This is a genomic window from Pseudobutyrivibrio sp. (assembly GCF_017471675.1).
Taxonomy (GTDB): domain Bacteria; phylum Bacillota; class Clostridia; order Lachnospirales; family Lachnospiraceae; genus Pseudobutyrivibrio.
In genome coordinates this window covers 17,787-41,285 of sequence record NZ_JAFUSK010000006.1, presented here as the reverse complement: position 1 = coordinate 41,285, position 23,499 = coordinate 17,787, and the positions used below count along the sequence as shown (strand labels likewise).

Annotated in this window: 15 protein-coding genes; all 15 read left to right on the top strand. The window is 38.2% G+C overall.

Going from position 1 to position 23,499, the window contains the following annotated elements; all coding sequences use genetic code 11:
- Position 1 precedes the first annotated feature (1 nt).
- The 15 genes from IJ535_RS01370 (at position 2) to srtB (ending at position 23,324) form a co-directional block, all read left to right on the top strand.
- Positions 2-1,252 (top strand): GHKL domain-containing protein, encoded by a 1,251-nt coding sequence (locus IJ535_RS01370; RefSeq protein ID WP_294297795.1) that lies wholly within the window; start codon positions 2-4, stop codon positions 1,250-1,252.
- Between the two features lie 94 nt (positions 1,253-1,346).
- The gene (locus IJ535_RS01365) at positions 1,347-4,382 is read left to right on the top strand and encodes a glycoside hydrolase family 3 N-terminal domain-containing protein (RefSeq protein ID WP_294297793.1); all 3,036 of its coding nucleotides are present in this window, start codon (positions 1,347-1,349) and stop codon (positions 4,380-4,382) included.
- Between the two features lie 97 nt (positions 4,383-4,479).
- Positions 4,480-6,840: a glycoside hydrolase family 3 C-terminal domain-containing protein gene (locus tag IJ535_RS01360; RefSeq protein WP_294297791.1), complete on the top strand. Its 2,361-nt coding sequence runs from the start codon at positions 4,480-4,482 to the stop codon at positions 6,838-6,840.
- 240 nt (positions 6,841-7,080) lie between these two features.
- Complete coding sequence (locus IJ535_RS01355; RefSeq protein ID WP_294297786.1) at positions 7,081-7,638, top strand: GtrA family protein; 558 nt, start codon at positions 7,081-7,083, stop codon at positions 7,636-7,638.
- A 223-nt stretch (positions 7,639-7,861) separates the two neighbouring features.
- Positions 7,862-10,783, top strand: coding sequence for a glycoside hydrolase family 3 protein (locus IJ535_RS01350; RefSeq protein WP_294297783.1), 2,922 nt, complete (start codon positions 7,862-7,864; stop codon positions 10,781-10,783).
- Positions 10,784-10,907: 124 nt separating this feature from the next.
- Positions 10,908-11,924 (top strand): glycosyltransferase family 2 protein, encoded by a 1,017-nt coding sequence (locus tag IJ535_RS01345; RefSeq protein WP_294297781.1) that lies wholly within the window; start codon positions 10,908-10,910, stop codon positions 11,922-11,924.
- Positions 11,925-12,040: 116 nt separating this feature from the next.
- The gene (locus IJ535_RS01340; protein ID WP_294297779.1) at positions 12,041-12,922 is read left to right on the top strand and encodes a class C sortase; all 882 of its coding nucleotides are present in this window, start codon (positions 12,041-12,043) and stop codon (positions 12,920-12,922) included.
- Positions 12,923-13,185: 263 nt separating this feature from the next.
- A complete protein-coding gene (locus tag IJ535_RS01335; RefSeq protein WP_294297777.1) occupies positions 13,186-16,839 on the top strand; it encodes a DUF7604 domain-containing protein in 3,654 nt (1,217 codons plus the stop codon).
- Positions 16,840-16,862: 23 nt separating this feature from the next.
- Complete coding sequence (locus IJ535_RS01330) at positions 16,863-18,215, top strand: SpaH/EbpB family LPXTG-anchored major pilin (protein WP_294297774.1); 1,353 nt, start codon at positions 16,863-16,865, stop codon at positions 18,213-18,215.
- 151 nt (positions 18,216-18,366) lie between these two features.
- Positions 18,367-19,416, top strand: coding sequence for a DUF5979 domain-containing protein (locus IJ535_RS01325; RefSeq protein WP_294297772.1), 1,050 nt, complete (start codon positions 18,367-18,369; stop codon positions 19,414-19,416).
- A gap of 4 nt (positions 19,417-19,420) precedes the next feature.
- The gene (locus IJ535_RS01320; protein WP_294297769.1) at positions 19,421-19,918 is read left to right on the top strand and encodes a hypothetical protein; all 498 of its coding nucleotides are present in this window, start codon (positions 19,421-19,423) and stop codon (positions 19,916-19,918) included.
- A 12-nt stretch (positions 19,919-19,930) separates the two neighbouring features.
- A complete protein-coding gene (locus IJ535_RS01315; protein ID WP_294297766.1) occupies positions 19,931-20,659 on the top strand; it encodes a hypothetical protein in 729 nt (242 codons plus the stop codon).
- Between the two features lie 17 nt (positions 20,660-20,676).
- On the top strand, positions 20,677-21,504 hold the full coding sequence (locus IJ535_RS01310) for a hypothetical protein (protein WP_294297720.1): 828 nt from the start codon (positions 20,677-20,679) through the stop codon (positions 21,502-21,504).
- 2 nt (positions 21,505-21,506) lie between these two features.
- Entirely contained in the window at positions 21,507-22,541 is a 1,035-nt protein-coding gene (locus tag IJ535_RS01305; protein ID WP_294297717.1) for a MucBP domain-containing protein, read from the top strand.
- Between the two features lie 6 nt (positions 22,542-22,547).
- Positions 22,548-23,324 (top strand): class B sortase, encoded by a 777-nt coding sequence (gene srtB / locus IJ535_RS01300; protein ID WP_294297712.1) that lies wholly within the window; start codon positions 22,548-22,550, stop codon positions 23,322-23,324.
- The last annotated feature ends 175 nt before the right edge of the window (positions 23,325-23,499 follow it).

Genomic DNA, 23,499 nt, shown 5'->3' with positions numbered 1-23,499 from the left:
GATGATTGTAGATTTGATTGAAGAATTTATTTTTCATTTACTTATTTCAGGTATCATTTTTATAATTCCACTAATACATAGGAGTAGGTTTATTCTTCGTTTTATAGTGGCAACTACTTTATATTTCATATTTAGTATTGCTATAGATTATATTGTAGTGGAAATCTTTGATGGGGTTTCAAATCGTATATACGGATATTCTTTCATAGCTCTAGTGTTGGTGATGCTGTTTGTTTACATCATCTTATTATGTAATATCAGTTTTTGGGACGCACTTGTTGTTTTAGCAAATGCTTATGCCACTCAAAATTTAATTTATGATTTATCAAAAATAATTGATGCTAAAGAGAATCAACCATTGAAAATTACATTCACAATAATACTTCAGCTGGGAATATATATTATTTTTTATTTTTTAATATCCAAAAGAGCTTCTGATGGAGGAAAATATGATGCGCCTTGGACTGAGGCTGTATTGTATTTTGCGGTGGTTGTTTCTGTCACTTTGATACTAAGCAGTATAACAGCATATTATGAAACTCCATTAGAAATGGCTCAGGCATTTAAAATAATGCGCTTTTACGGGGCTGCATGTTGCTTTTTTATTTTAATTTGGAACACTACTATGCAACGTAGATATAGTGTGCAACGAAAGCTGGATAATCAAACTATGCTTTGGGAACAGCAAAATAAGCAACTCAATTTTTCACGGGGAAGTATAGAACTGATAAACACTAAGCTTCACGATTTAAAACATCAATTGGAGAAGGCAGAAAACACCGATGACCCAGAAATCGTAAGAACCTCAATTCACAATGCTAAGGAGTTGATAACTTTATATAACAGTACTCAAAATACAGGTAATGCAATTTTGGATACAATACTTACAGAGATAAGTATGCGTTGTGAAAGGGATCGCATTAATTGGTCATGTATTGCTGATGGTAAAGGTTTTGAAAGTTTAGAGAACACAGATTTATATAGCATAATACATGGACTACTTGATATTGCAATATCCCTTTCGGAAAAAGTAGCTACTAGTGAAAGGAGAGTCCTTTCAGTTACAACTTTTGTAAAAAAACGGCTTACTATTTTTCAATGTGAAAGTTATTATGAGACACTAATAGATCAAAAAGATGAATTGCAATATATTCAAAATATTATAGAAAAATATGATGGAAGTCTCTCTGTAGATACATCTAATAACATATTTATGTGTACAGTGGTAGTTCCCAATAATCAGAAAATGTAATTAAAAATACAAAATATGCAGATTTGAGTTTTAGCCTCCCTGCTTCTGCTATGGTATTCATATCATAAATAGAAGCAGGGAGGTTGCATATTATATGAAGAAAAAAAGTGTTAACTTGATAAAGACGGTTGTTTCTGCAATTGTCTGTATCGCAATGGTGGTTGTTATAGTTGCAGCTAATATGTACATACCACCAAATTCAAACTCTGTAATGAGTGCTTTAGGAATTAAGCAAGCAAAAGTTGATAATTCCAAGGCTAAAACAGATGGACTTGATTTAGAGTATACCAAGTCTGATTATCCAGATGCTGACGCTGCCCAGGCAGATAAGGAAGCTCTTGATATGAGAATGGCAGCAGAAGGTGTTGTTCTTCTAAAAAATGACAATAAAACATTGCCACTTAAAAAGAACAGCAAATTAAGTTTTGTAGGCCATTCGTCGGTAAGCTTTATTGGTGGAACAGGAAGCAATATCTTTGATAGCTTTACAGGTGAGGGCTTTGAAGTAAATGATAAGCTTTGGAAGTTCTACTCAGAAGGAAATGGTAAAGACTATGGTCTTGGAGAAGGTTCTGTAGGCTATGGTGTTGATGAAGACTTCTCTATAAATGAGTGTCCTCTTTCAAAACTTGAGGACGAATCTGGTTTGTTAGATAGTATCGATGGTACTACACCGGTTTTTGTATGGAGTCGCGTAGCTGGTGAGGGACGAGACATGCCTCGTTCAATGTTTAACCATACAGATAAGAAGGAAGATCAGAATAAGACATATATCGAGCCTGATTCTGTTGAATTAGAAATCATTAATTACTTAAATGAAAAATATGATGATGTGGTTCTTATCATTAATTCAGGGGCTGCTCTTGATTTATCTTGGACAAAGGACTATGAGAGTATTCACACAATTGTGTCAGTTCCAAATATGGGAACAATGGGATTAAAGTCAGTAGCAAAGATTTTTGCTGGAGAAATCAATCCATCAGGACACACAGTTGATACTTATGAGGCGGATGCATTAAATTCTCCTGCAGCGCAGAACTTTGGCGATTTTGTTTACTATGATGAGGCAGGAAATGCTACAAAGTATAACTATGTAAACTATCGTGAAGGTATATATGTTGGCTACAGATATTATGAGACAAGATATGAAGATGTAGTTTTAGGTCAAGGAAATGCAGGAGATTTTGATTATTCTGCTGAGGTAGTATATCCATTTGGTTATGGTCTTTCTTATACAGATTTTGAGTGGTCTGATTTCAATACAACTTGGAACAAAGATGTATGTACAGCTACTGTAACTGTTACAAATACAGGTGATGTAGCTGGCGCCGATGTAGTAGAAATTTACGCACAGAGCCCATACACAGATTACGACAAAGCTAATTTGGTAGAAAAATCATCAGTAGTTTTAGTAGGTTATGACAGAACGAGGGAGCTTGCTCCAGGAGAGAGCCAGAAGGTATCTGTTACATTTAACAAGGAACAGTTAAAGTCATACGATTACGTAAATGCGAAGACATATATCCTTGATGCAGGTGATTATTATATTACAGCTGGGCAGGATTCTCACAACGCTATCAATAACATCCTTGCATTCAAGGGTAAGACTGTGGAAGATGGCATGACAGATGTAGGAAATGATGCTCTTGTTAATGAATACACTCCAGCAAATACAGAGGTAGATACCACAACTTATGCAGTAGATTCTCAGACTGGCGTGAAAATAACAAACCAGCTTGACCATGCTTCATCTGGTGATGTTTACCTTACAAGAAATGATTGGATAGGCACTTTCCCTAAAACAGATGGTGAGCCAAGTGATGTGATTAGTACTTGGGGAAATAGAATTAATGGTTCAGATGGAAAGTCTTATACATGGAAAAAGACTATTTCTAAAGAGGATTTAGGCAAGCTTGATTCATTTGATTCATTGAGCACAGAATCCAATGATTTTGATGAGGAAATTGTGTATGGAAAGAAGAAAGATATAACACTTATACAACTTAGAGGCCTTGATTATAATGATCCTCTTTGGGATGATCTTCTTGATGAATTAACTCCAGAGGATTACCAAATTCTTATTACACAATCAGGATATGGTACATATTCACTTAAGTCAGTAGACAAGCCAGCTGCAGTAGATAGAGATGCAGCTACAGGATTAATTAATTATGCAATGGATGCTGATGGCTTCCATATTTATGGATATGTTTATTGTGGCGTTCTTGTAATGGCACAGTCTTGGGATAGAGAACTTGCAGCAGAATTTGGACAGATGGTAGGAAATACATCATTCGAAATTGGTGTAAATGGCTGGTATGCACCAGCGATGAATATTCATAGAACTCCATTTTCAGGAAGAAATAATGAATATTATTCAGAGGATCCATTCCTTTCTGGTTCAATGGCTATTGAGGAAATAAAGACAGCTGCAAGTAAAGGCGTATACGCATTTATCAAGCATTTTGCAGTTAATGATCAGGAAAATCATAGAGGTGATACTGTAGGTCAGTTCTCACTTGCTACATTTTTAAATGAACAAGCTGCAAGAGAAATCTATTTAGAGCCTTTCGAGATTTGTATGAAGGGTGGCAATACTACAGTTAATTATGTTAAGACAAATGAAGATGGTACATATGAAAATGCTACAGCTGAACTTCCAGTATGTCAGGGTATGATGACTTCATTTAACAGAATTGGCTACACTTGGGCAGGTGGTGATTATCCACTTATTACAGGCATTGTAAGAAATGAATGGGGATTCAATGGATTTATCATAACTGATAATGCTAATACTGGTGTGTTTATGGATGCAGGTCAGATGATACAGGCAGGCGCAGATGGTAAGCTTACAAATGTACCGGATGGTGCAAGATATACATTTGATATCAACAATGCTAGTGATTATCACTATGGAAGAATTGCTGCACACCACATCCTTTATACTATTGCAAACTCAAACGCTATGAATGGTGGTATGCCAGGTAGTAGATATGTTCCACTTGTAGAGCCTTATCAGTATATTATTTATGCAATAGATTTGGTATGTGGAATTGTTATAGTAATACTTATTCTTCTTTCTGTACTTAGATTAAGGAAGAACACCGATGTAACTGTTGTAGTAGAATAATTGCAAGTTATCATTAAATTTTGACAAGTTGTCCTTCGGGACAACTTGTTTTGTTAATGTGGTGGTAAATTATAATCAAGATTAATGGAGGATAACTATGGACGCTAAAGAAATAATTTCAAAGCTTACATTGATGGAGAAGGCCGCACTTTTAAGCGGTAAGAATGAGTGGGAGTCACGTGACATTCCACGCTTGGGGATTCAGTCAATTACCTTTTCTGATGGCCCTCACGGGTTACGTCGTCAAGAGGGGGCTGGTGATCACTTAGGACTTAACGCATCGCTTCCAGCTACATGCTTCCCAACAGCAGCAACAGTTGCTAATAGCTGGGATCCTAGCCTTGGTGAAGAAATCGGTGCAGCCCTTGGTGAGGAAGCAGTGGCACAGAATGTAGATGTTTTACTTGGACCTGGTCTTAATATGAAACGCTCTCCACTTTGTGGAAGAAACTTTGAGTACTTTAGCGAAGACCCAATCCTTGCAGGTAAGATGGCTGCAGCTTATGTAAGAGGTATTCAGAGCAAGCATGTTTATTCTTGCCCTAAGCATTTCGCTGTCAACTCTCGTGAGTATCGCAGAATGGCTATGAACGCTGTTGTTGATGAGCGTACACTTCGTGAGATTTACCTTACAGCATTTGAAATCGCTGTTAAGGAAGGTGGGGCAAAGACAATTATGTCTGCTTACAACGAGGTTAACGGTCAGTATGCAAACGAGAACAAGCATCTTCTTGTAGATATCCTTAGAGAAGAGTGGGGATTTGACGGTATCGTTGTTACAGATTGGGGCGCTAGTAACGACCACGTGGCTGGTGTTAAATGTCAGTCCAATGTAGAGATGCCAAATCCTGGTCTTGATTCAGCAAGAGAGCTTATCAAGGCAGCTACAGAAGGCGAAGGACGCATCACAGAAGAGGAAATCGATAAGGCAATTCTTCCTATTATAGAAGCAGCTATCTACTTCAAGGAGAATGACCATACTAAGGGATTCGATAAGGAAGCACACCACGCGATTGCTAAAAAGGCAGCTGTTAACTCAGCGGTGCTTCTTAAGAATGATGAAGATATCCTTCCACTTAAGGCAGGTACAACAGTTTGTTTACGCGGACCATTTGTTGATAAGCCACGTTACCAGGGTTCTGGTAGTTCACAGGTTAATTCAACAAAGGTTGAGACTATTAGAGAGCAGATTGCAAACTACGATTTAAATGTAACAGATGATCCAGAGAAGGCAGATGTAGTTTTATTCTTCTTCGGATTAGATGAAATCGCTGAAAGCGAAGGCGCAGACAGAATGTCAATCGATGTGCCTGAGTATCAGATAAAGGAGCTTGAGGAGCTTACAGTTTACAACAAGCACATCATTGGTGTTATGAGTGCAGGTTCATCAGTAAAGATGCCATGGCTTGGCAACTTACAGGCTTTACTTCACGGATACTTAACAGGACAGGCTGGAGCATCAGCATTACTTGATATTATTGTTGGAAAGGAAATTCCAACTGGTAAGCTTTCAGAGTCTTATCCATTCGCATATACGGATTGCTCGATTGTAAACTACGCAGATACAGAAAAGAGAAATCTTCAGTATCGCGAGGGACCATTCATTGGATATCGTTATTACGATACAGCTGATGTGGCAGTGCAGTTCCCATTTGGATTTGGACTTAGCTACACCACATTTGAATATTCAGCTCTTTCAGTTTCAGAAGAGGGAATTAAGTTCACTATTAAGAATACAGGAAATCGCGACGGCGCTGAGATAGCTCAGATGTACATAGGTAAATCCGAATCAGGACTTATCCGTCCTAAGAAGGAGCTTAAGGGCTTCAAGAAGGTTTGGATTAAGGCTGGTGAATCAGCAGATGTAGAGATTCCATTTGATGATAAGACCTTCCGCTATTTCTCAACTGTAAGTAACAAGTGGGAAATTGAAGGTGGTGAGTATGAGATATATGTAGGTGGAAATGTTCGTGACATAGAGCTTACAGGCAGAATCACAAAGGCAGGCACTATTACTGAATTACCTTACGATATTGAAAGCCTACCAAGCTACAAGACAGGTAAGGTTAGAAACGTTCACTACGAAGAGTTCGAAAAGCTTTACGCTGCACCACTTCCAGAGGAAAAGGTTGGACCACTTGATATCAACGATGCCCTCTGCCAGATGAAGGATGCTAAGAGCGGAATTTGCAGATTAGTTTACAAGGTACTTAAGAACAATCTTGATAAATCTTATGAAAAGGGCGTACCTGATCTTAACACAATGTTCATCTACAACATGCCTTTCAGAGCAATCTGTAAGATGTCAGGCGGAATGGTAAGCCGTGAAATGGTAGAAAGCATTGTAAAGATTGCCAACGGACACTTCTTCCGTGGCCTTGGCGGCGTAATCGGTGGCTTCTTCAAAAACGCCCGCGCCAACAAGAAATATGAAGCTCGTCTTAATCATAAGGAATAACAAAAACTATGACTTCTTGTGGGCTACTTAAGGAAAAAGCCCACAAGAACTTGGCTTCGCCAAGCAATATTTTCTTTCAGAAAATATTGGTCTATGTCCGGTTCTTGATTTTCTGATGAAAATCAAAAACCTATAAATAAACAGTAGCTGACAATCTCTGAAAATACTCAAGCGAAACATGTAGTTGAGCGGAGTATTTTCAGGATTGTAAGCGTAACTGCCGAGAGAAGGAGAATGGATATGAATTTTTGGAATAATTTTGTTGAAAAGCACCCTGCAGTTGCTAAGTGGGTTCGCGAGGGTGGTTTATTCGTAATCGTAAGTAACTTAATTACAGTGTTTAAGTATTTACTTCTTACATTTTTACCTGCAGCTTTTGCTTTCTTAGGTGATAGAAGCTTTGGCTGGCCAGGAATTCCACTTACAATCGCTGGTGAAACATTCCAGTGGAACATCTTAGGTTACGACCAGGCACACGGCGGTCTTGCATATTTCACAGCTTACATGATTGCAATGGTAATTGGTGAGTGCATTAACTTCCCAATTCAGAAGCTTTTTGTATTCTGTAATCACGATAAGCCTGGCAAGCAGATTGCATGGTACATCCTTGCATTCATCGTAATCACTTGCATTGTAAACTCAATCAACTGTATCTGGGTTGCAGTAGCAGGCATCTTCGTTCCAGCATGGCTTTACAATATCGGAACAACCATACTCAACGGCGGAGTTTCAATGGTGGTCTTCTTCTTCGTAAACAAGATCATCTTCCCAGAAACCCCAAAGCAGACAGAAGCGTAATTCAAACGCCGACTTATTAAATGCACTTAAAAGTTTATATTAGCTGGACACTCAACCTCGGCAAGCGCGAGCAAGAGGGCCCCATACAGAATGAGGAGCTACCGCACCGGAATGACAGTATGGGAGATGGCTTGCGGGAGCACGGAGTACTTGGAGTCCAGCGAGCTAGGCTTTTGAGATAAATTTACTATTAATGAAGAGTTAATAGGAAGGAGAAGAGAGAATGTTATCAATCAACATTGCGGACGTCATTGCCGTCCTACAAACAATGATTCCACAGCTTATTATCTTAGGCGTGGCACTCGTTGCAGCAATCATCGTTACTATTTGTGCGATGAAGGCAAAGAAGCCTCTTAAGGGCTTCATCAGAAAGGAAGCTTGGATTGCTTTCTTATTAGTAGTGGTTGTAGTTGCAAACACTATCGTACTTGGCCCTATGTTCTCCATGATTAACATGGCTATGGGTGGTGGCAAGATTTCAGATGATGCCATCGCAGAGGCTAAGGAACTTTGTACAGATATCGCAGAGGAAGGTATCGTTCTTTTAAAGAATGATGATAAGGCTCTTCCACTTGCTGAGGGTGCAAAGGTTAATGTATTTGGTTGGTCTTCAACTAACCCTATCTATGGTGGTACAGGTTCAGGTGCACTTTCAGATGCATACCCAACAGTAGACTTCTTAACAGGTCTTACAGACGCAGGTATCGAGTACAACCAGGATCTTGTAGATTTCTACAAGGGTTGGAGAGATGCCAGACCTACAGTAGGTATGATGGGACAGGATTGGACAATTCCTGAGCCAAAGGTTTCTGAGTATGGCAACCTTATTTCAGATGCTAAGAACTATTCAGACACAGCTATTTTCTTCATCGCACGTTCAGGTGGTGAAGGTGCAGATCTTCCAGCATCTTATGATGGAGAAGACACATTCTCAACAGAGGGAATGTTCGGTGCATCAGGTGTTCGTTACTCTGATCAGAAGGATGATTTAGATGCTTCTAAGTCTTACCTTGAGCTTTCTAACAGAGAGCAGGCACTTCTTGACGAAGTAACAGCTAACTTTGATAAGGTTATCGTAGTTGTTAACTCAGCAAATGCTATGGAGCTTGGTTTTGTTAATAATTACTCACAAATTAAGTCAGTTCTTTACTGCCCAGGTACAGGCCAGACTGGTTTTGATGGACTTGGCGAGATTATTGCAGGTCAGGTTAACCCATCAGGTAAGACAGCTGACACATTTGTAGCAGATTTATTTGCTACACCAACAGCTAACAACTTTGGGGATTTCGATTACACAAACATGGAAGAGTTTGGTGTAGATAACATGTTCGCTGAAGGCGGCAAGGCATATCCTACATTTGTAAATTATGTAGAAGGTATCTATGTTGGATACAAGTTCTATGAGACAGCAGCAGCTGAAGCAGAGAACGGATTTGAATTTGATTATGATTCAGCAGTAGTATATCCATTTGGTTATGGATTATCATACACAACATTTAAGCAGGAAATGGGTCCTGTAACAAATGATGGTAAGACAGTTTCATTTGATGTAACAGTTACAAACACAGGTGATGTTGCTGGTAAGGATGTTGTAGAGGTTTACTACAACCCACCATATACAAACGGCGGCATTGAGAAGGCAGCTGCAAACTTAATTCAGTTTGCAAAGACACAGACACTTGAGCCAGGTGCTTCTGAGACAGTTTCTATCTCATTTGCACTTGAGGATATGGCTTCTTATGATACATATGGCAAGGGCTGCTATGTACTTGAAGCTGGTGATTATGAGATTTCTATTAACTCAGATTCACATAACAAGATTGCTACAGATACAGTAAATGTTGCTTCAGATATCGTATATGACGAGTCTAACAAGCGTGAGAGCGATGCAGTAGCAGCTACAAACCAGTTTGGTTTTGCAGAGGGTGATGTAACATATCTTTCACGTGCAGACGGATTTGCTAACTATGCTGAGGCTACAGCTGCTCCTACATCATTTGAGCTTGCAGATGAGTACAAGTCAGCTTATGTAAATAACAACAATTATAAGGAAGAGGATTACAACAACTCTTCAGATGAAATGCCAACAACAGAAGCAAAGAATGGCATTGAGCTTAAGGAACTTCGTGGTCTTGACTATGATGATCCTAAGTGGGAAGAGCTTCTTGACGAAATGTCAGTAGCTGACATGAACACACTTATCGAACTTGGTGGATATGAGACATCAGCAATTAAGTCTATTGATAAGGTTATGACATACGATTGCGATGGTCCTGCTTCAATCAACAATAACTTTACAGGCCAGGGTTCTATCGGATTCCCAGCAGCAGTTATGATTGCTTGCACATGGAATAAGGATATGGCACTTGCATTTGGTCAGTCAATTGGTCGTATGGCTAATGATATGGATGTATCTGGTTGGTATGCTCCAGCTACAAACACACACCGTTCAGCATTTGCAGGACGTAACTTTGAGTACTACTCAGAGGATGGCGTACTTGCAGGTTGGATGTGTGCAAACGCTGTAAATGGTGCAAGAGAGTGGGGCGTATACTCATACGTTAAGCACTTTGCTACAAATGATCAGGAAACAAACAGAACTAACCTTCTTTGCACATGGCTCAACGAACAGTCAATGCGTGAGATTTACTTAAAGTCATTCGAAATTACATTTAAGAACTCTAACCCAGGTGCAACAATGGTAGCTTTCAACAACATCGGTACAGTACCTGCAGAGGCTTGCCCAGAACTTCTTAACGACGTTCTTAGAGGTGAGTGGGGATTCCGTGGATTTGCTGAAACAGATTACTTCGGTGGATACGGATATCAGGATGCTGATAGAATGATTAGAAATGGTTGCGACCTTATGCTTGCAACATACTCAACAGATCAGTCTAAGGTTACAGACCAGACATCTGCAACATCAGTAATTGCTATGAGACAGGCATCTAAGAACATTCTTTACACAGTAGTAAACAGCCGTGCTTATGATAACGATATCAAGGCAGGTCTTCCTACATGGGAGAAGGTTCTCATCCTTATCGATGTAATCCTTGGATTACTTATCGTTTGCCTTGAATACTTTGCAATCAAGAAATATCTTGCAAAGAGAAAAGAAATGGCACCAACTGTTGAGGCTGAATAGATTAGGAAATCTTTAGATGCATTTAACTTGATTTAGTTGATGATATTTACTAGATTTGTTAAAATCATAAAGGTTACTTAACAAGGGGACGGGCAACCGTCCCCATTTTATAGGAGATATTATTATGAAGTTATTAAGTTTTGCAGTGCCTTGTTACAATTCTGCAGATTATATGGAGCATTGTGTTAAGACTTTACTTCATGGCGGTGAGGATGTGGAAATCATCATCGTTGATGATGGAAGTACAAAGGATAACACAGCTGAAATAGCTGATAGATTAGCAGCAGAGCATCCTACTATTATTAAGGCTGTTCACCAGGAAAACGGGGGCCATGGTCAAGCTGTTAATACAGGTCTTAAGAATGCTACAGGATTGTTCTTTAAGGTTGTAGATTCAGATGACTGGGTAGATGAGGAAGCTTATGACAAGGTTTTAAAGGTGCTTCGTAGCTCAGTAGAGCATAGTAAGAATCTTGATATGCTTATTTCTAATTTTGTATATGATAAGGAAGGGGCACACCATAAAAAGGTAATGTCTTATTCAAATCTTCCTGTAAATAAGTATTTCACATGGGATGAGACAAAGCATTTTAAGAAGGGCCAGTACATATTGATGCATTCAGTTATCTATCGTACAAAGCTTCTTAGAGATTGTGGATTAGAGCTTCCAAAGCATACCTTCTATGTAGATAACCTTTATGTATTTTATCCACTGCCTTATGTTAAGAACATTTATTATTTGGATGTGGATTTCTATCGTTACTATATTGGAAGAGATGATCAGTCAGTTAATGAAAAGGTTATGATTAGCCGTATTGACCAGCAGATTAAGGTTAATAAGCTTATGTTTGAAGCTTATGATTATAAGAACATTAAGGATGAACATGTTAAGAAGTATATGTTCAATTACCTTGAGATGATTACTGTTATTTCCACAGTACTTCTTATGAAGAGTGGTACTAAGGAGCATCAACAGAAGCGTCGCGATTTGTGGAAGTATATTAAGGAACACGATTATTATCTCTATCGCAAGCTTAGATATGGTATCATGTGTGCCACTACTAACCTTCCAGGACATGGCGGTAGAGCCATTTCCATCACAGCCTACAAGATTGCACAGAAGGTAGTAGGCTTTAACTAATCATCAGATTAGTTAAAGCCGTACATGGCATCACTTTTGGAAACAAAAGTGGTGTTTTTATTTTTGCCTAAAATATGGTAAGGTTAAATTAGTACATAGGGGAGTGGGGGATTACCATGAGACAAATAATCGTAAAGGTATTAGTGTTTTTATTTTTCATAGGTGGGGTTGGCTTACTTTCTTATCCAATTCTTTCTAATGAATGGAACAATTATGTTCAGAGCAAATTAATAGGAAACTATCAAAACAAAATAGAGACAATGGATACTACTGAGTATGAAGCAGAATGGAATGCAGCCTTGGATTTCAACAGCAATATCAAAGAAAATGCTCTTGGTACAGATGTGTTTGGGGTTAATTCAGACGAAGATGAGACCAAGCCATCGGAGGATTTCTATGAATCCAAGTATTATTCAGTGCTAAATCTTAATGGCGATGGTATCATGGCATATCTTTCTATACCGAAGATAAACCTGAAGCTTCCTATTATGCATGGCACTTTTGATGAACAAATCCAAACAGCAGTTGGTCACATGAATGGTACGGCACTACCTATTGGTGGAGCGGGAACTCATTCTGTTATTGTAGGACATAGAGGCTTGCCAACAGCAGATTTGTTCACCAATATCGATCAGCTACAGGTTGGAGACAAATTCTATATACATGTACTAGATGAGACCCATGCATACGAAGTAGATATGATTCATCCCAAGATTGAAGCTGATGATATAGACACATTGACAACTGCAATGCAGGTAGAAGAGGGAAAGGATTATATTACCTTATTTACTTGCACACCTTATGGTGTTAACACTCACAGACTGTTGGTGAGAGGAACCAGGGTAGAGTACTTAGGTGAGGATGATCCACCTAAGGGAGGCAAGCTGGTAGTAGAAACAGTAAAAAGCTACTATCTAGTAATAACATTTATTGGAATTATTCTGGTACTTATTATAGTAATGATTATAAAGCGTTTGATTAACAGGAAAGAATCGTAACATGACATACCCTCCTTACTGGACAATGAAAAGTTCAGTAAGGAGGGTTCTTTTTATGCAAAGAGTTAATAAAAAAGTTATATAGAGCATTTGTAAATGTTACAGTGTAAAATTGTGTATTGAAATGAAAAACATCTTGCCAAATTCTGACACATCGTGCCAATACACAGATTTTTCACAATTTTCTTGTTATACTTACCTTACAAGTTATTCAATATAACGTTTTGGTTTTAGTTGGTTCGTGTTTAGTGAGGAAGAATTATATGAAAAGAAATCGTTTATTCAATAAAATCATCTCATTAACTCTTATTATCGCTTTATATTCATCTATGTCAGCAAGTGCATACGCAGAATTAGATACAGATGCATTACCTGTACAGAATGAAAGTGTGACTGAAGAAGTGAAGGCAGAAGAAGTGCAAGTAGAAGAAGAGACTGCTGTAGCTTCCCCAGTAGAATCAACTGAGGCTAATGAAACAGCTTCAACTAACGAGCCAGTCACAGATGAGCAGGCCCAGGCTTCGGAAGAGGCATCTACAGCTGGCGGCGCTATAGAGCAGGTTGTTACTCCTATAGTGGAAGAAATCAAAGAAGCTGTTGATGGAATAATTGGTGATAAAACAAAAACAGAAGAATCCGAAGAACCAGAAGAAGACCAATTAGAAGCTGAAGAGGATAAGGAGCTTGAGGAAGAAGAAAAAACAGAATGTGAACATGAGCTTAGTTACACTTCAAACAATGATGGAACACATGAAGTAACCTGCAGCAAATGTGAAGACTTTGAAAAATACACAGAAAGCTGTGAATTTGATGAGCAAGGTATTTGCAAGAAATGTGGTTACCACAAACTTCCAGAATCAATTCTTACATACGAGGATGATGAAGTAATTGTTACAGTAAGCGGAGCGATTCCAGAGAAGGCGGATCTTAAGGTAAAGCCTATCAAGGCAGATAGCGAAGACACCGCAGAAGAATATACAAAGGTTAAAGAAAAATTAAATGGTGAAACAGAATTAAACGACAACATTAATTACGGATTTGTAGCTTATGACATTTGCTTTATTAATCAGGAAACATCTGAAGAGGTAGAACCAAATGGTGATGTAACAGTGAAGCTAGAGTATAAGCAAGCGGTTTTACCAATAGATGTTAGTGGAAAAGATAAGGTAGATGTTTCAGTACTACATTTTAACGAGCAGACAGACAAGATTGATAATTTAACAGGTGAGAAAAAAGCTGATTTAGAGCTAGATAACAATAGTGCATTAACAAAGGCAGAAATAGTTACAGATAGCTTTTCTACTTTCGTAGTTACATGGGTATCAACAAACAATGCCAAGGTAATACTTAATATTAAAAACAGAGATATTGATGGAAATGAATTAGCAGTTGGAAATGGAACCAAGGATCTTACCGGATTTGGAGATGAGCAGGCACAGTTAGTAAATGATTTGGTTGAGCACATAGCTAATCATACTTTCATAGAAGCTAAATATAACAATCAGGTTTTTGACGAAATTAAGATTGAAGCATACGAAGTAGGATACTACTATAGGACTACATACTATAGAGTAAGGATTCTTAAAAATGATGTAGAGATAGCTACTTTGGATTCCAGGGATGTAGACAACAAGCTGACTGTAGACATTCAGGCATATTATAAGGAAGATAGTAACCTATCAGTAACCAAAAAGGTTACAGGGGTTGCAGCTACAGATACAAACACCCAGTATGAATTCAAATTGCTTGATGCAAGTGGAGCACCAGTAGCTAACGAAGGCTATAGCATAGATGGTACCAAGTATCACACAGATGCAAATGGTATTTTCAAATTAAAGGCTTCTCAAAAGGCTGAGTTTGACGCCCTTAACGAAGGAAAATACAAGATAATAGAATCAGCTATTATTAGCTCTGATTACAATTTTGAAAACTTTGTTACTAAGGTATATTTAGGAACGGATAAGGTACCAAAGGCTGAATATGCAGCTACATATACAGGTTCAAGAGAGTATGAGGTAACAGTAACAGATGCTACTAGACCACAGGTGGTATTTAAGAACATGTTAACCTATACCTACCCTGTATCTAAGTCAGACGAACAGCTGTCAAAGTTTATTAAGTACAACAGTAATTCAGATGACTACAATCTTTCACTAAAATATCTGCCACCTGATGAAACAGTACGAACCATAATATATGGTCAGGAAGAAGATCAGGTTGTTACCAACAAAGTAGTTGATATTATAATGGTCATCGATGTTTCATCATCAATGGCAGGTGAAAATATCAAATATGTTAAGGATGCTACCAAGGCAATGGTAAAGGTATTTGAATCAAAGCCTGATGTAGATGCCAAATGGAAGATTCTAGAGTTTGGAACCAGAGCATCCGCAGGAGGATGGATAAACACAGAGGATGTATATCCTGAGGTTAGTTCCATTGAAATAGGAAGTAATATAGGAACTAATTACGATGCTGGCTTAACATTGGCTAAAAGCGAAATGGCAGGAGCAAGAGCTGGAGCTGAGAGAATAGTTATCTTCCTTACAGATGGTCAACCAACATATTATTTGAACAACAATGGCTCTGTTGGAGGAAACGGTAGCTCAACCAGCAGAACAGTTTACAACGAATCAATAAATGCAGCCAAAGCGCTTACTAACTGCGACGCCTTTTATGCAGTTGGTATGGGATTAGGTTATATTGATGGAATTAATATGTACGGTATTACCTTATTGGAAAACCTGGCAAATGCAGTTCCTAATGCAAAAACAAAAGAAGCAACTAATATAAAGGCATCAGAGGTTGGAGCTAAATTTAGTAACCTAGCAGGTACTATTTCTACCACCACCACTGGTGAGGACGAGATTCACACAGTAAACTATTACGCTTCAAATGTTGTTATTACAGATTACCTAAGTGAATATGTTGATATAAAGCCTAACTCAGAGTTCTACCTAAGTATTATGGATGGTGATGCTGAGTTACAGGATATAGGAAAAGGTAAATGGGATGGCTTGGATGGTCATATAGATGCAAATGGTGCAATGACAAATGCAGCTACCTATGAAGTATATGATGGAGACGAAACCATTATAGTTACTGCAACTTATGATTCAGCTGAGCGCAAGATGGTTATAAGCTTCCCTGATGGATATGAATTAGATAAGAGGTATTCATACGGTGTTACCTTTAAGGTAGTTCCATCAGACCTGGCCTATGATACATATTTAGAATCAGGCTATAATGCAATAGGTGATGAAGGAACTGACAACGTAACAGCACAGACTCCTACATCATCTGGCAAGGAAGGCTTTAGATCAAATACAAAGGCAACGGCAGACTACACATACAAATCTAATCACTACGAAAAGCTTTTCCCACATCCAGTTATTCAGGTTTACTACAAAAATGTTTGGGAAATCTACAAAACAGATGGAGATGGAAAAGCTGGTGTAAGACTTGATGGAGCCCAGTTCTTACTTAAGGAAGCAGGAGACAATCCGCAGAGTGCATACCTTGGAGAAAGCAAGGGAAATGAAGAAGGTAAGATTACATGGGACCTTAAGGAAGATGAAGCTGTTCCTGTAGAAAAAACATACATGCTTACAGAAGTTAGCGCACCTACAGGATATGCAAAGAGCGGTGAGTATTGGGAGATAGCGCTTGATGCAGACAACAAGCCTACCGTTACAGCCTACACTCCACAAGGCGAAACTGCTGAATGTGAGAGTGAAGTGGTTAGAAACAAAAATGTTATAACCTACAAGTTCTACTATAAGAATTTGTTGCAGGCAATTGAGTTGCCAAATACTGGTGGTACTGGAACAGATAATACCAATGCAATAGGATTTACATTTATCATGCTTTCAACTTATCTGTTTTATAAAAATAAGAAAAAACAAAAAATGGCATAAAGGGACAATAAGGAGGGTTCAATATGAAAAGAGTAAAGAAGTTATTAACGCTTATGCTTGCGGTAATGATGATGCTTTCAATGACCATCATATCATCTGCAGCAGAAAAGAGTGCTGTTATTACCGTTACTGGTGCAGGTGAAGGAGCTACATTTACCTATGCACAGGTAATAAAGGCAGACACCAGCACAGCCACTGGTTGGGCAATCGTTCCTGGATACGAGGCACTGTTTGCAAGCTTTGGTGATGACGAACAATCACAGATTGAAGGGTATATTGCAGCAAGTGAATCAGCAAGAGCAACTGCAATTAAAGCTGCAAATGTATCAACAAGTGATGTGTTCACTAATCCAATGACAGTTAGCAAGGCAGGCTTATATCTTATCAATGGAACAGAAGAAGGATATGATTACAACCCAATGCTTGCTTACGTTGGATTTGATGATAAGACAGGTGAAGAGAAGGGGCTTGTTGACACAACAATTAAGGCAAAGAAGACACCTAAGACTGTAGGAAAGACAGTGAATGAGCAGACAGATAAGTTTGTACAGGTTGGTGATGAAGTAACCTACACACTTACAGCAACAATTCCTTATTCGCCAAAGGGTTCCCAGACAACACTTGTTATTACTGATGAACTAACAGGCGGCGAGTTTAAGGTAAATGATGCAGGCAAGGCAGTAGTTACAGTTGATGTTGGGGATGCGCCAACATTGGAAATTGCCCCAGAGGGAAATAAGCTTACAATCGATTTAGCTTCACTTATCATTAACAGTGATGACCCAGAAGAAGATAACAAATATGCAAACATGACAGTTACACTTACTTATGTAGCAATCGTAACTGGTACAGAGATTGATAACAAAGCTGCTATTGGAAATAATCCAGCAACAGTTGTTAAATCTTACACAGGAAAGCTTAAGATTACAAAGATGAACGAGGCTGGCTCTAATTCACCAGAGGCTTTGGCAGGTGCAGAATTTGTAGTAGTAAACGCTGATGGAAAGTTTGCAACACTTGAAGGTGGAGTTCTTTCAGGATGGGTAGATACAGTAGATGATGCTACAACAATCACCACAGGTTCTGATGGAACAGCTACAGTAGAAGGCTTTGATCCAGATAAGACCTATAAGTTCCATGAAGTAGTTGCTCCAGAAGGCTATAAGGTAAATCCAGAAGATGTAACTGCAGAGTGGCAGGAAGGCAAGGCTGACAACGAGCAGATAGCAGAGGCTACAATGCACGATTCAAAGCTATCTACATTACCTTTCACAGGTGGTAAGGGTACAGCAGCATTTACAGGATTTGGAGTGCTTCTAATGAGCATCTCAGCAGGTTTGTACTTCACAAATAAGAAGAATAAATCTGCTAAGTAATAGATAAATTGTCTCTCCGCCGCAAAAGGCGGCGGAGGAGACAATAAATGCTAGTTGCTACATTGATTAGAAGAGGGCATTATATAATACTTTGTTCTAGGCAATGTATATTATTAAGAAATAGGCCTAGTGGCTTGGAAGGGAGTCGCCAGTGAAAAGAAATATATTAGTAAAAAAGAGTTTTATAGGTATTATGGCTGCAGCTGGTCTTGTGGTTTCCTTGGTATGCGGGCATTCATTAATGGCAGCAGAAAGAGTGGATACTACAAAAACAGTAAAGCTTACTGCTCAAATCAACGAAGCTGACGGTTCGGTTTTTGCAAATGAGTATGAGGGCACATTAACTATTGAGATTTACAAAATAGCCCAAATGGATTCTACTGGTGGGCTAACCCTTACAGATAAATTTAAAGAAAGTGGAATTGATTTAAGTATTCTTGAGAATCAACCTACTGTAGAGGCTGTAAATACTAATATAGTGGAAAAAGCTAAAGCGGTAGCCCAGAACACTTCAAAGGATGCAGAAATCTCACTTACTAGAACAAAGTCCGGCACATCTGATGCAATTGTTATGGCAGGAAACAGTATAGAGATTGAAGCAGGAGCTGGCCTGTATTTATATATTCCACTTGATACAATGGATGATAAATACGAATATACATTTACACCTTATGTGATTCTCGCTCCAACAAGTGATTACGTAGCATTTGGTCAGGGTTCAGATGAATGGAATTACAATCCTACATTTAGCCTAAAATCTACAGCAAAAGAAAGATTTGGTAGTGTAATAATCAGCAAGACATTAGATCAATATAATTCAGCATTTAATACAGCATCATTTGTATATAGTGTTGTAGGAACCATCGAAGGTGAGGTTGTATTTGATAACGTATATACCATAGATTTTGATGGGGCAGGAACAAAGACAAAGCAGATTGATAATATTCCAGCACAGGCGCAGGTTACTGTTACAGAAGTATATGATGGAGCAAGCTATGAGGCAGTTGGAGAAAAAAATGTTACAGGTATCATTATTAATCCTGATGAAGAAATACCTACAGCAAGCTTTGAAAATACTTATGATGGCAAGATGATAACAGGTGGAATAAGTGCAGTGAATGAATTCGTTGAAGACGACGGAGAACAGTTCTGGATAGATGAAAGCGGTCAGAGGGTAAAGCAGGAAGTGAGAGTGAGGTAGCAATATGAAATCAAAGTTGTGTTTAGTAGTTGCTGCAGCGATAATGGTAATAGGCATTAGTTCTATAAAGCCAGCTATGGCGTACTTCACAGACTCTGTGGCAACTGAAGGAATGATTGAATTAAAGCTTGGTGATAGTATTCCTAAGATTGACGAGCAGGTGGAAAACATGACGAAGAAGGTTACCATCACAAACACTGGTGATTATGACATTTTTGTCAGGGTCAAGGCTATAGCTCCAGAAAGCTGTGTTATTACATTCACTGAACAGGAAGGCTGGAGCAAGGGTGATGATGGATATTACTATTATGCTAATCCATTAGCTCCAAAGGAGGCCACAGCCAGTCAGTTGATTCTTGGAATCAATAACAATTTGTCAGGTAACTTCAATGTAATCATAGTGCAGGAAGCAACCAAGGTATTATACGATAAGGATGGCAAGGCCTACGCTGATTGGAACGCTGTAGTAGCTAACGAAGACAGCTACACAGTAGGAAACTAAGGAGGGATGAATATGAAAAAATTATATAAAAATCCTCTTCTTATTTTGATACTGGGATTAGTAGTAATATCAGCAGGTTCTATTACAGCTACAAGGGCTGCTATGGTATACCAAAGTGCAGCAGAAAGAGTTAATTTCTCTACAGCTGAGATTTCAGTGGATGTTGAAGAACTGGTAGATGATAGCTTTATTTCAGTAGGAGAACAAAATGGACTTACATTTCCAGAAATAGCAAATGATGATTCCTTCAAAATAGGTAAGAACTATTCTGAAAATGTTAGGATTGTTAATAACTCCAATGAAGAAACAGGCTATAGTGAATATGTAAGAGTTATCGTAAGAAAAAGCTGGTACAAGGATGGCAAAAATACCAATTTAGATCCTTCCCTTATTAAGCTTGATATAGCAGATGGATGGTTCTTAAATGAATCAGAATCAACTGCAGAGCAGTCAGTTTATTACAAGACTTCTCCACTGGGATGCGGAAATGCAACCCCATTTTTAACAGGCATAACAGTTGATAATAAGGTGACTACACTTGTCACCCAAAAGGAAACTGAATCATCTATTGAAAGCGAATATTTATATTCTGGTGAATCCTTGAAGATAGAAATCCAAGGGGATGCGGTGCAGACACATAATGCTGAGGATGCAATATATGCAGCCTGGGGTGTAAATGTTAAATGTGACGCAGTAGATGATGGAAATATTGTTAGTATCAATGGAGTAAATACTCAGTAATAAGAAAGGAGCAAGCGATGAAAAATAGAATAGGAAGTTTATTTCTTGCTCTGGCTATTACGGGAGTAGGAATAATGTTAAACACATCAATAGCATTAGCAGCAACACAATCTACAGGATGGAATGTGATATACGATGGTGGAAAGTTTGTATCTGACTATGATATAAGCAAATCTACCATTACAAGTGCAATGCCAGGAGATACAATATCTTACGAAGTTAATTATAAGAATGCTTCTGGCACTACATCAGATTTTTATATCAGCACAGATGTTATTAATTCGTTGGAAGAAAAAAGTATTGGTGGTGGACAAAGCAGTGCTAGTGGTGGAGCATATTCCTACAAGCTTTCATATAAGATAGGGGACAGTGAAACAGTTATTCATGATAGCGAAACCGTAGGTGGTGATTATGATACAATCATCGGATTGAATCAGGCGGTAGGAAATCTTGAGGATGGAAAGGTACCATATTTTAATGTAGGAAGGCTTTCCAATGGTCAAAGTGGAACGATTATTATCACCGTTAAGCTTGACGGTAATTCACAGGACAATGGTTATATGGAAAAGCTGGCCACACTTGATGTGAAATTTGGTGCTGAGAATGTTCCTACCCCACAGAATAATGTGGTACGAAATACATCTGTTAATCATGTGGTATACACAACACCAGGAGGTGTAGAGGTTGTTGCAATAGATGAGCCAAAAGTTCCACAGGCAGGAGGAAATCCAGTGACAGGGGATTCACTTTTACCGGTTATCATTTGCACATGCACAATGATATTTGGAATTATGCTTGTTGTTATATATTTAATTTTAGAAAAAAGACAAAAAGGAGGGGCTTAGTTATGAAGAAGGTAAAAAGATTAGGAACCTCTTTTGGAATGATTCTTATTATGGCATGCATGATGATAGCAATAAGCACTAAAGCAGAGGCTGCATACACCTATAAGGTAAGCTTTGTTATAGGCGGAACCGAAGATGTAGGCGCAAGCTTTATACCTGACTATGACTTATATCTTAAAATCAGTAATCCTGATGCCAAGGTAACAGTAGCTGATGATTGCGTTACAGTTATAAATCTTCAGTATAACGATGAGATAGTTTTTAATCCAAAGGATGGGGTTAAGATAGATAAAACTGATTCAGAAGCAGCGAAATATTATGTAAAGGGCTGTAGAAGAAGTGGTTCAAATGATGCCAGCTCTAAATCAGCATTTGCAGTTACAAAGGATGATTCCTATGTAATAGCCTATGGAGTAGGAGCGGTAGTACCTTATGAAGTAAGATATCTGGATGCAGGTAACAACACCTTAGCAGAAAGCGTTACTTATTATGGGGCATTAGGCGAGGAAGTATACGTTCCATACAAATATATAGAAGGTTATACTCCTAAGGTAAACAATTATCATATTGAATCTCTAAAGGAAAATCAGGTTATAGAATTCAAGTATGATAAGGCTACAGTACCAAGTGGAAGCACTCAGTACATAAACGATAGCAGGACAGAATATAGCACAGTTCAGGGTGGGACAAGCTACATTTACCAGGCATCTGACAATAATGCTAATCCTGTTCCAGAGGGTGGCGTAGTTAACAATAGAACTAATAGAACTAATACAAATCAACAAAATGCAGTTGACCAGGCTTCCCAAGAAGAGGAAAATGTAGAGCAGATAGATGATGATAGTGTTCCAGCTTCAAGAGAAGATGTGGTAGATATACCTGATGAAGAAACAGCAAAAAGTATATTTGATGACAAAGCTAAGCAGGAATGGATGAGAAGATATAGCATAGTAATAGCTATACTTGGAATAACACTTGTAATTATTTCTGTAATCGCAGCAATGAAGGCAGAAAGAGAGAGGAAAGATGCAAACTAGCAAATTATGAACGAGGATAAGGAACTAAAAGAGACTACTAAGAAATCAATATTTAATTACAAGATTATTTTAGCAGTAGGTTTGTTGATTGTATTTTCATCAATTGCAGGACTTGTTTATATTATCATGGGATATGAGAAAACAAATCAATTATATGCTAATATAACGGAAAGTAATCTGGAATATACAGCTAGCACAAGCTGGCAGGATATGTTAGATGTGGATTTTGACAGCTTGACTAAGATTAATCCTGATGTGGTTGGATGGATTTATGTAGAAGGGACAGATATAAGCTATCCAATAATGTATAGTGGTGATGATGAGGGGTATCTAAGAAGGGACATTAATAAAGAATATGCTAAAGCAGGCTCCATTTTCTTAGAGGGCTATAATCTTCCTGATTTTACTGATAGTCATAATATTATCTATGGTCATAATATGCGTAACCTGTCAATGTTTGGTACTTTAAAATATTATAAATCAAATGATAATTATTATGACGAGCACAAATACTTTCAGATAATAACACCTAATAAGAAAATGAGATTTGAAATCTTTTCTTATTTTGATACGGACCCGGCATCTTTTGTTTATACAGTGCCTTATTCAGATTCCCCTGAATTTGAAGAATATATTGGGACGCTTAAGACTAATTCATATATTGATGCAGATGATATAGCTGTTAAAGCCTCTGATCAAATTGTTACCCTTTCCACATGTTCTTCATCAGAAATGAGATTTACTGTTCATGGTGTGATGATAGACGTTGAAAAAGTACAATAATTTTAAATTCATCATATAATTTATAATGTGTATATGACAACACTTTTGTATTTTGCAAAGGTGTTGTTTTCTTTTATATACAAAGATTTGAGAGTTTTTATGCCACAAACTACCCTTCTATGGGCTGGCACGAATGTCGAAATTCTGGCAAGAAAATCTGTTGAAGCAAGTCAAT

What these genes read in the sequence shown, in the direction of transcription:
- IJ535_RS01370 (WP_294297795.1), top strand. Translation starts at nt 2, where the DNA reads ATGATTGTAGATTTGATTGAAGAATTTATTTTTCATTTACTTATTTCA.
- IJ535_RS01365 (WP_294297793.1), top strand. Translation starts at nt 1,347, where the DNA reads ATGAAGAAAAAAAGTGTTAACTTGATAAAGACGGTTGTTTCTGCAATT.
- IJ535_RS01360 (WP_294297791.1), top strand. Translation starts at nt 4,480, where the DNA reads ATGGACGCTAAAGAAATAATTTCAAAGCTTACATTGATGGAGAAGGCC.
- IJ535_RS01355 (WP_294297786.1), top strand. Translation starts at nt 7,081, where the DNA reads ATGAATTTTTGGAATAATTTTGTTGAAAAGCACCCTGCAGTTGCTAAG.
- IJ535_RS01350 (WP_294297783.1), top strand. Translation starts at nt 7,862, where the DNA reads ATGTTATCAATCAACATTGCGGACGTCATTGCCGTCCTACAAACAATG.
- IJ535_RS01345 (WP_294297781.1), top strand. Translation starts at nt 10,908, where the DNA reads ATGAAGTTATTAAGTTTTGCAGTGCCTTGTTACAATTCTGCAGATTAT.
- IJ535_RS01340 (WP_294297779.1), top strand. Translation starts at nt 12,041, where the DNA reads ATGAGACAAATAATCGTAAAGGTATTAGTGTTTTTATTTTTCATAGGT.
- IJ535_RS01335 (WP_294297777.1), top strand. Translation starts at nt 13,186, where the DNA reads ATGAAAAGAAATCGTTTATTCAATAAAATCATCTCATTAACTCTTATT.
- IJ535_RS01330 (WP_294297774.1), top strand. Translation starts at nt 16,863, where the DNA reads ATGAAAAGAGTAAAGAAGTTATTAACGCTTATGCTTGCGGTAATGATG.
- IJ535_RS01320 (WP_294297769.1), top strand. Translation starts at nt 19,421, where the DNA reads ATGAAATCAAAGTTGTGTTTAGTAGTTGCTGCAGCGATAATGGTAATA.
- IJ535_RS01315 (WP_294297766.1), top strand. Translation starts at nt 19,931, where the DNA reads ATGAAAAAATTATATAAAAATCCTCTTCTTATTTTGATACTGGGATTA.
- IJ535_RS01310 (WP_294297720.1), top strand. Translation starts at nt 20,677, where the DNA reads ATGAAAAATAGAATAGGAAGTTTATTTCTTGCTCTGGCTATTACGGGA.
- IJ535_RS01305 (WP_294297717.1), top strand. Translation starts at nt 21,507, where the DNA reads ATGAAGAAGGTAAAAAGATTAGGAACCTCTTTTGGAATGATTCTTATT.
- srtB (WP_294297712.1), top strand. Translation starts at nt 22,548, where the DNA reads ATGAACGAGGATAAGGAACTAAAAGAGACTACTAAGAAATCAATATTT.